We start from the raw sequence: 9,670 nt of genomic DNA, 5'->3' as shown, positions 1-9,670 counted from the left end.
GCCGCCGAGCCGTGTGCCCAGGGGCCAATGGGACGGGTGTCGTGGCCGCGCTCGGTGAGATCGGCAAAGAGGCTTGCGTCGGCGCGGTCTTCGAGTTCCAGCACGCCCAGCCCTTCTTCACTCTGGCCGGTGTTGCCGCCGTCCGAGGAGTGCTGCCAGCGGGGACGCTCGATAGCCTCTTGTGGATCGAGGCCAAGGTCGAGCGTATTTACCAGGAGTTGCAAGTTGGTCTGCACCTGGATATTGGCTCCGGGCGTCCCTCCGACCAGCGCGAGCGAGCCATCGGGGTGGGTGGCGAGCCAGGCATTGAGCGTGTGCGCCGGGCGCTTGCCAGGCGCGAGCACGTTGGGCGAGGCGGGATCGAGCGAGAAGCCGGTGAGGCGGTTGTTGAAGAGAATCCCGGTGCCCTCGGGAATCCAGGCGCTGCCGAAGTTATGGAAGATGCTCTGGATAAAGCTGACCGCGTTGCCGTGGCTATCGGCCACCAAAAAATACGTCGTGTCCTGGCCCTCATCGAGCGCCCCTGCCGTCACCGACGATGCTTTTTCGCCAATCTCTGCGCGGCGCTTTGCCAGATAGGGCTCGCTGAGAAGTTTTGCCAGAGGGACATCGTGCCACTCGGGGTCGGCGAGGTGGGCGAAGCGATCGGCGAAGGCGCATTTTTTACACTCGACGAGAAGATGCGTGCGCTCGGCTTCGGTCAGCTCTGCGAGCTGGAATCCCTCGGCGAGGGCCAGCTCTTGCGCTAAAATCATTCCCTGTGAGGGCGGCGGCTGGCAGTGCACGGTGAGGCCACGGTAGCCTACGGAGAGCGGCGCAAGAATGCGTGTTTTATGTGCAGCCAAGTCCTCAAGGGTAAAGTGGCCGTTCGATGCCGCGACAATCTTCTCCGCAATCGCACCACTATAGAACGCCTCGCGGCCATGCGTCGCAATTTCTTCCAGGCTCCATGCCAGCTCTGGCTGGCGAATAAACTCTCCCAGCGCGGGCGTTTTCGTCCCCAGTGCCTCCAAACCTGCAACTCCTGCAAACTCAGCGAACTTCTTCACGGCGCGCGGCCCGACGGGGTAGCCCTCTTTGGCGTAGCCGATGGCGGGCGCGAGAAGCTCGGCTATCGGTAGCGAGCCGTGGTGCTCATAAAGTGCGAACCAGGCGTCCACTAAGCCGGGTACGGTGACGGCGCGTGGTCCGTGGATTGGGATGCCGTCGGGATAGCTTGCCAGAGTCGCGGATTTTGGAGCCGCTCCCGACGCGTTGTAGGCCAGCGTCTCACGCGTCTTTGCCTCGTGGACGATTAAGAAAGCATCACCGCCCAGATGGGAGTTCCAGGGCTCGACAACACACAAAACCGCCGAGGCCGCAATCGCTGCGTCCGCAAACGTTCCCCCACGTCCTAAAATCGCCAGCGCCGTTGCTGTCGCCAGGGGCTGGCTCGTCGCCGCCGCCCCATTTTTCACCACCACCAAGCCTCGTGTTGCCATACCGCCTCCTCCAGAGTTTTGGGATTACCTTTCACCCTGAAGGAGGCTCTCTCCTCTAACTTAATCCGCGATGATTTTTGTCAGAGAGACCGTCAGCAAGTCTTTGGAGATGGGGTGGCGATCAATCTGCGTGAAGTGGGTCAGATGGCTCTGACCATCGAATCCTACCGCGACAACCACATCGGCACGTGGCTTGAGCAATAGCATGTTCTCCAGCTCCAGTGTGGAAGCATAGAGGGAGACGGGAGCTAGCCCCTGTCCTGAGAAAGTGACCGCAGTCTGACCGGATTTCCGCATACGGGTCAGCTCACCTTGGGTTTGCTTACCCCGAAGGGTCGCTTGTATTGTCTGGTTCTCCATAAGGAGTACCGCCTTGTCTTGCCCCTTTAGAAAACGGGGGCAAGTGCTTGGAGCCTTGCCAGCACCAAAGAGTTCCCGTTTTGTTTTCGCAGGAAACCCGACGTTCGCTGTCGAACGGCTCTCTATGAGCGCTTTATTTCTGACGCTGCCACTGATGGCAGTATTTTCCACGATGCAACAACCGCCCCTCACCCCTGCCCAACTCCGCGACGGTGCCGCAACACCTGAGGCCGTGCGCCGCTGGTTTGGAGCCGCCAATCTCCTCAAAGGCGGCGTCAAGACCGACGATTGCACGGTGGCGTTTGCTATCGAGCTGGCCAGCGAGTCGGAGAAAGATCCGAAAGTAATCAGCGAAACGAGTAGCTTCACACTCCCTCTCAAGCGCATCGGAACCAGCGATGTCTGGGCCGCCGTGGCGACGCTTCCCGAGGGCACGGGCTTTCTCTGGCACATCGAAGTCGGAAGCGAGAAGCGCGGCGGCGGTCAACTTGAGGTCTACACCACACCCAATGATGCCAAGTACCACGACGACATCCCGAAAGGCACGGTCACGGACATGGGAGTGTTCAAGAGCCAGGTCTTTGCAGGCACCAGCCGCCCGTGGTGGATCTATGTCCCCGCCCAGTACGACCCGAGCAAGCCCGCCAGCGTGATGGTCTTCCAAGACGGCGCAAGGCCAAAGGACTACATCCCCCCGATCTTTGACAACCTCATCGCGAAGTCAGAGATGCCCGTCACGATTGGAATTTTCATCCAGCCCGGAACATTCGAGGGCGGACGCTCCAACCGCTCCGTCGAGTACGACACCCTCTCGCCCAAGTACTCCGAGATGCTCCTCACCGAGATCCTGCCGGAAGTAGCCAAGAAGTACAACCTCTCCACCAACCCCGCCGACCGCGCCATTGCGGGTAGCTCCAGTGGCGGAATTTGTGCCTTCACGGTTGCCTGGGAGCGCCCCGATCAGTTCTCCAAGGTGCTCTCTTGGGTCGGGAGCTTTGTGAACTTACAGGGCGGTTCTACGGGAATTGGTGGGGGTCACAACTACCCGCCGCTGATCCGCAAAAGCAAGGACAAGCCCAAATCGATCCGTGTGTTTTTGCAAGACGGTGCCAACGACTTGGACAACCCCTTTGGCAACTGGCCCCTCGCCAACCAGGGCATGGCAAAAGCCCTCGCCTACTCCGGCTACGACTATAAATTTGTCTTTGGCGAAGGCTTTCACTCCAGCAAGCACGGCCAATCCCTCCTCCCCGAGTCGCTACGCTGGCTCTGGCGGAAGTAACAAGCCGTTGCGGGTACAAGAGAATATATGATAGAATCCCTCTGCAATCGTGGGGGGTCTTAACACTCCACAACTGACATTAGGCGCAATACCAAGCGAGCCTCCCGGCGCGCTTTTTTTATTCTGTGCCGCAAAACTACTCTGTGGAGGGAGACGACCGAAGATGAACGCGGAATTTATAGAGGCCCTGCGCCAGCTCGAGCGCGAGAAGGATATTCCCTTCGATACCCTGTGGGGGGCACTTGAGGCAGCAATGTCGACGGCCTATAAAAAGACGCTAGGTGTGGATCATGAGGTCAGCCTACGGATCGAGCACGTCTCCGGCAAACAGCCGATTTACTTTCGCCGCCGTGTGGTCGTCGAGAATGTCGTCAATCCCCATGGCGAGCTTAGCCTAGCCGATGCCCGTGCCAGAAATGCCAAGGCAGAGCTTGGGATGTTTATCGAGGATCGCCTCGGGGATCGGGACATGGAGCGCATGAGCCGGATCGCCGCCCAGACCGCCAAGCAGGTGGTGGTGCAGCGCATCCGTGAAGCCGAGCGGGACAAGGTCTTCGATGAGTACGATCAGCGTAAGGGTGAGCTTCTCACCGGCACGGTCTACCGTCGCGAGGGCCGCAATGTCATCATCAATTTAGGCAAGATCGAGGCGATTCTCCCTGATAAAGAGCAAGTCGAGAGCGAGAACTACCGCCACAACGAGCGCTTCCGCTTCTTAGTGCTGGATGTCCGCAAGGGAGCCAAAGGCCCACAGGTCATTGTCAGCCGCTCCCACCCGAGCCTGATCCGCCGCCTCTTTGAGATGGAGGTGCCCGAGATCGCGGAGGGCGTGGTTCAGATCAAGTCCGTGGCGCGTGAAGCCGGACAGCGCAGCAAGATCGCCGTCTCTTCTAAAGAGGAGCGCGTGGACCCGGTTGGCTCGTGTGTTGGACACCGTGGCCAGCGGGTGCAGGCCGTGGTGGATGAGCTACGCGGCGAGAAGATGGACATCGTGCGCTGGGGGCCAGACATGCGGCTCTTTATCACGGAGTCGCTCTCGCCCGCCAAAGTGGCGTCCGTGAAAATTGATGAGGAGCAGAGCTCGGCCTTTGTGATCGTCCCCGACAACCAGCTCTCGTTGGCGATTGGGAAGGCGGGACAGAACGTGCGTCTTGCCGCTCGCCTGACCGGCTGGCGCATTGACATTCGCTCCGAGTCTCAGGTCGCCAAGGACAAGCAAGCCGGAATCGCTCCTGAGCCTGCTCCCTCTGCGGCTCCCGTGGCTTCGGCAGCTCCGGAGACAAACACGGACGACGAAGGGGCAGATCTGCCGCCGCTCACCCTGGCGGACTTCGACGACGACGCGGAGTAGGCGGTGCCTACTCCGCCCAAGCGGCAGCCCGTGCGGACGTGTGTGGCCTGCCGAACCGCCGGAGGCAAGCGTGGGCTCCTACGCCTCGTCCGCCTGCCCGATGGTGCCGGCATTGCGCTCGATCCCACAGGAAAGCAGAGCGGGCGAGGGGCCTATGTCTGCGCCACTTCCGCCTGCGTTGAGCTTGCCCTAAAGCGTAAAGCCTTCGAGCGTTCGCTCAAGACAGCACTCACCGAGGGAGGCCAGGCAGAGCTACGGGCTGCCATCCCGCCCGAAAATGCGGTATAATACCCGTTTGGAACCAGTGTCAGGGGGCCCTCGGCCCCCTTTTTGCTGTGTCTCCCCTTAAAAATCTAAATCGAGGAGCGTCCCATGAACGACTAAGGACGTCAGCCGCGCCCCCTGCGGGCGCAAGCGGAAAGAGGTGTGCGATGCCGGTGAAAGTTTTCGAACTGGCCAAAGAGATAGGACTTGCCAACCAAGAGATGGTAAGCCGACTGGATAAGGCGGGCTTTGGAAAGCTGGCCCCTTCCCATGAGCTGGATGATGCCACAGCCGATAAGGTGCGTAAAGCCTTGGCAGTGCCTGCAGAGCCAGCAACCCCTGCGGGCGGCGATCTGATCATCGTCCCGATGAACGTGACCGTCAAAGAGCTAGGTGAGAAGCTAGGTGTCGGCCCGAGCGAGGTGCAGAAAGTCCTGATGGGCCTCGGTGTGCTCGCCGGACTTAACCAGCGCCTTGCCCCTGATGCGGTTCGGAAGATTGCCAAAAAGCTGGGCAAGAATGCCCAGGTAGCCGAGAGCGCTCCCACAGCCACTCCCGAGGCCACCAAAGTAGTGTCTGCGACTCCCCAAACGGAGAAAGCAGCCACCCCTACCACACCAAAACCGCAGACACGGACGGCGGTCAACAAGACTACCGACTCCGTGCCACGTCCTCCGGTCGTGACAATCATGGGTCACGTTGACCACGGTAAGACCAGCCTGTTGGACTTTCTGCGCAAAGCACACGTCGTAGACGGTGAAGCGGGCCGGATTACGCAGCACATCGGAGCCTATCAGGTCGAGATTGATGGCAAGCGGATCACGTTCCTAGACACCCCCGGCCACGCGGCGTTCTCCGCCATGCGTCGGCGCGGTGCCTCGGTGACGGATATTGCCATTATCGTCGTGGCTGCCAACGACTCCGTCATGCCCCAGACCGAAGAGGCCATTCAGGTGGCGCTCAAGGCAAAAGTCCCGATCATTGTCGCGGTCAATAAGTGCGATCTGCCGGAAGCCAACCCGGACAAAGTTCTTACCGACTTAACGCGCTATGAGCTTGTCCCGGAGGCTTTTGGAGGAACGATCCCCACGGTCAATATCTCCGCCAAGACCGGCGAGGGAATCCCCGAGCTCCTCGAAGCCATCTTACTGGTCTCCGAGATCGAGGTAGACCCCAAAGCCGACCCGCATGCCAAGATGCGCGGCACGATCATCGAGGCCAAAGTAGACAAGGGCCGAGGCACGGTCGCGACCGTTCTGGTTCAGCAGGGCACACTCCGTCAAGGCGATAATGTCGTGGCAGGTGGAGTGTTTGGCAAAGTCCGTGGCATGACCGACGAGCGCGGCACCAAGCTGGTAAAAGCTGGGCCCTCATCGCCTGTGGAGATTATTGGTCTTAGCGGTGTCCCGGATGCGGGCGAGAAGATCGAGGTCGCCAAGGACGAAAAAGAGGCACGGGCTCTGGCGCAGCGCAGTGAGATTCGCATCCGCGAGCAGCGCCTCACAGCAAGCGGCCACCAGACCCTGGAGCAGCTCTATGCACAGCTCCGCTCCGGCCCCGTCAAAGAGCTCAACTTGGTCATTAAGGCTGATGTGCAGGGCAGTGTGCAAGCCATTCGCGAGAGTGTCGAGCCACTGGGCAACGAGGAAGTCCGCGTCCGCGTGCTCTCTGCTACCGTCGGCCCTGTCTCGGATAGCGATGTCTTACTGGCTTCCGCCGACCATAGCGCCGATGAGAAGAACTGTATGATCGTCGGCTTTAATGTCGGAACAGCAGGCAATGCCGTTAAAAAGGCCGAGGCTGAGCACGTTCAGATCAAGATGTTCTCTATCATCTACGAGCTGATTGATGCGGTCAAAGATGGCATGCTAGCGCTTCTTCCGCCGATCTACGAAGAGGCCGCTCTGGGTAAGACCGAGATCCGGCAGCTCTTCCGGCTTCCGGGGGGACGCTCGATTGCCGGTTCCTATGTCTTAGATGGTGTGGTCAAGCGCAACTCCAGTGTGCGTGTCTTCCGGGGTAAAGACTTGCTCCACGATGGTCCCATTGAGACGCTCAAACGCTTCAAGGACGATCAGCGTGAAGTCGCGGCGGGCTACGAGTGTGGTATCACAATTCGTGGCTTCAATGACCTGCAAGTGGGTGATATTCTCGAGTGCTACGAGATGCGCCAAATCCAGCGCGAGCTGTAAACCAACAAAAACGCCCCCGAAGCAGCTTGCTTCGGGGGCGTTTTTTATTCTCCGGGTGCTGGCTCCGGGCGAAAGACGGGCACGGGCATTTGCTTCCCGCGGACAGTAATCTCGCCCAGAGGTTCCGCGCGAATATAATCCCCAAGCTGAGAGAAGCTCCCCTCACTCAAAAGAATCGAGGCAGGGAGAGCTTTGGTCGCCTCTTGCAGGCGTGAGGCCAGATTCACCACATCGCCAATCACGGTGCGCTGCATCCGCCCTGCGGTTCCAATAAAGCCTTCTCGTGCCACACCCGAGGCAATCCCCGCCCCGATCTTGATCCCAATGGTGTCTGCGGCGCGCTGCATCTCCCACGCCCAGCGAATGGCCCGCACCGCGCCGGGCTCCTGCTTGGGCAGCTCAAAGAAGTACAGTAAAATCGCATCGCCCATAAACTTATCCAGCTCGGAGCCGAAGCGCTTGGCGGATCTATCTCCCGCCTCAAAGTAGGCCTGGAGCATGGTCTCGACTTCATCGGCGCTGTGGGTCTCACAGAAGCTGGTGAAGCCACGAATATCGCAGAAAACAACGGTCACGTAGACCTCGCGGGTTCCGAGCTGCATGCCGCGCCCCGAGACGGCACTACGCGCCGCCGCAACCGAGACCTGGGTCTTGAACGCCCGGTGCGTCCGTAGAACCTCGTAAGGCGTCGCCAGCATCACGGCCAGAGAGAGCATGGTCAGGGGAGTCGCGCTCTCCCACCAGACTCCGGTTCGTAAAAAAGCGACATGTGCACCGAAGATCCAGGCGGCTCCCAGCACCAAAGGGGCGAGAAGCGCGGGAGCCAGCGCGAACCGCCAGACGAGCCAGAGAAACGCGACGGTCATGACCAGCCCGACCCACAGGCTCCAGGACTCCGTCGTGCGAAGCCCACGGTTCATCGCGGTCATGTAGGCGATATTAGCCAGGATCTCCACTTCTGACATCTCCCCCAGCGGGGTCATTTGGAGCTCCTCGAACTGACTGTAGCGCCCCACCAGCACCAGCTTCCCTTTAAGCTCATGAGGCGGCTCTGCACTGAGCAAAATATCCTCGTAGCTAATGTGAGGGAATGTTCCCTTCGGGCCACTGTAGCGAATCAGAGCCGCACTGTCCCCCAGCCCCGCCACGATCGGCAAGTCCAGCATCCCCCAGCGGAAATGTCCTCCCGTGAGCTGTGGAGGCAAAGAGAGCTGGCCGGTGCCCGCCGCCGCGAGCGCAACGCCAAGCTGAGGCACCTCTTGGTCTAGGCAGTCCAGGTGCCGGACGCTACGCCCCAACGAATACTGGAGATCAATCGAGGCGGGAGTGAGTCCGGGCATGAGGGCAGGAGAGAGAGGGAGAAACTCTTTGGTGCCATCAGTGCGCAGCTCTGAGCGCGTGGCAGCCAGGGTACCCTGGTGGCTCTTGAGCGCCTTGGCAAAGTCCGTGTCTACCTCATGCTTCTCGGTGAAGAGAATATCAAAGCCAATGGCCTTCGCTCCGGCTCGATCCAACTGGCGCAGCAAGTCCGCGTGGAAAAACCGAGGGAGCGGATAGACCGGGTCGACGTAGAGTTCCTCCTGCCAGAGAGTGGGGCCTTCCGTCCACAAAGTCACCGGGGTCTCGTCTTCCATCGTGACGAGGACAACGGGAGACTCGGCGAGTGTCAGAGGCTTCGTTCGCGCACTGGCTCCCAGGTGCCAGTCGTAGAAAGGCCACTCCATGTCCCCTAGCGCCGTGCGCAGTGAGCCTGGCAACCAGACCACCAGGGCGACGGCTAAAAAGGCCACCAGGCCAATGAAACTAAGAACTCTTTCCCGGCGATCCATAAGGCTTAAGAGTGCACTACGCTTGGACGCTGGTATTGACAACGGGCTGGGCGGACTGCTCGCTACAGAGAACGGTCATGAGGTTGGCGACCATAGCGGCTTTCTGTGACTCGGTCATCTGCACCATCTTTTTCTCATCTATGCGCTGCAGTGCCATCTCGACCATCCCGACCGCGCCCTCGACAATGCGCTGGCGGGCGGAGATAATGGCAGCGGCTTGCTGACGGCGGAGCATGGCCCCGGCGATCTCAGGCGAGTAGGCGAGGTGCGAGAGGCTGGCATCCGTCACCGTGACACCAGCAGGCGCGAGGCGAGTCTGGATTTCCCGTACTAAGTCATCACAGACATCGGTGGCGTTGCGCCGGAGCGAGATGGCCTTGTCGTCGTCGGAGTCGTAGGGGTGCGTCGCAGCGATATGGCGAATGGCGGTCTCGGACTGCATCGCCACAAACGACTCGTAGTTCTGCACCTCAAAAGTCGAGCGGTAGGTATCGGTCACTTTCCAGACAATCACACAGGCGATCTCAATCGGGTTGCCCATGGAGTCATTGACTTTGAGTTGCTGACCATTGAGCGTGCGGGTTCGCAGGCTAACACGCTGCTTGCTCGCCCAAGGAAGCGCCCAGAAAATCCCGTTCTTCTTAACCGTGCCCACGTACTTACCAAAGGTCATCAAGACAAAGCTCTCGCCCGGAGCCACCGTGAAGTAGCCACTTAGCGTAAAGAGCAAGATAAAGCTCAGCACGCTCCCTAAGAAAGCCATCCCCGAGGTGAAACCATAGATAATCGCCACGACCATGAGCAAGTGAATCACAATCGCAATTCCACCGGGGAGTCCCACGGCGTCTTTCTCTTTCGACCACGATGATGATGTCTCTTCTTTGGGATGTTGTTGCTGTTGTTGATTCTGA

8 protein-coding genes are annotated in these 9,670 nt (G+C 59.8%); 4 read left to right on the top strand and 4 right to left on the bottom strand.

From position 1 onward, the window contains the following. Window positions 1-1,481 (bottom strand): gamma-glutamyltransferase family protein (locus RMO15_RS02125; protein ID WP_309707366.1); only part of this gene is annotated, 1,481 nt, incomplete at its 3' end. 60 nt (window positions 1,482-1,541) lie between these two features. Further along, complete coding sequence (locus tag RMO15_RS02120) at window positions 1,542-1,841, bottom strand: hypothetical protein (protein ID WP_369016064.1); 300 nt, start codon at window positions 1,839-1,841, stop codon at window positions 1,542-1,544. 124 nt (window positions 1,842-1,965) lie between these two features. Between RMO15_RS02120 and RMO15_RS02115 the strand changes: the two genes are divergently transcribed. From RMO15_RS02115 to infB, 4 genes are all read left to right on the top strand, one after another. Further along, entirely contained in the window at window positions 1,966-3,123 is a 1,158-nt protein-coding gene (locus RMO15_RS02115) for an alpha/beta hydrolase-fold protein (RefSeq protein WP_309707362.1), read from the top strand. A gap of 163 nt (window positions 3,124-3,286) precedes the next feature. Beyond that, window positions 3,287-4,474 carry a transcription termination factor NusA gene (gene nusA / locus RMO15_RS02110; protein WP_309707360.1) on the top strand — a complete coding sequence of 396 codons (1,188 nt, stop codon included), beginning with the start codon at window positions 3,287-3,289 and terminating at the stop codon, window positions 4,472-4,474. Between the two features lie 3 nt (window positions 4,475-4,477). After that, window positions 4,478-4,762, top strand: a complete 285-nt coding sequence (locus RMO15_RS02105; RefSeq protein ID WP_309707358.1) for an RNase P modulator RnpM — start codon at window positions 4,478-4,480, stop codon at window positions 4,760-4,762. A 143-nt stretch (window positions 4,763-4,905) separates the two neighbouring features. Beyond that, window positions 4,906-6,930, top strand: coding sequence for a translation initiation factor IF-2 (infB, locus tag RMO15_RS02100; RefSeq protein ID WP_309707356.1), 2,025 nt, complete (start codon window positions 4,906-4,908; stop codon window positions 6,928-6,930). Window positions 6,931-6,974: 44 nt separating this feature from the next. On the opposite strand, the gene RMO15_RS02095 is transcribed toward infB, so the two are convergent. After that, on the bottom strand, window positions 6,975-8,759 hold the full coding sequence (locus tag RMO15_RS02095) for an adenylate/guanylate cyclase domain-containing protein (RefSeq protein ID WP_309707354.1): 1,785 nt from the start codon (window positions 8,757-8,759) through the stop codon (window positions 6,975-6,977). Window positions 8,760-8,775: 16 nt separating this feature from the next. After that, on the bottom strand, window positions 8,776-9,670 hold an 895-nt coding region (locus RMO15_RS02090), incomplete at its 5' end, for an SPFH domain-containing protein (RefSeq protein ID WP_309707352.1).

This window comes from Armatimonas sp. (assembly GCF_031410135.1).
Classification (GTDB): Bacteria; Armatimonadota; Armatimonadia; order Armatimonadales; family Armatimonadaceae; genus Armatimonas.
Note: the sequence above shows the minus strand (reverse complement) of the source record. Positions and strands in the feature narration are given on the sequence as shown.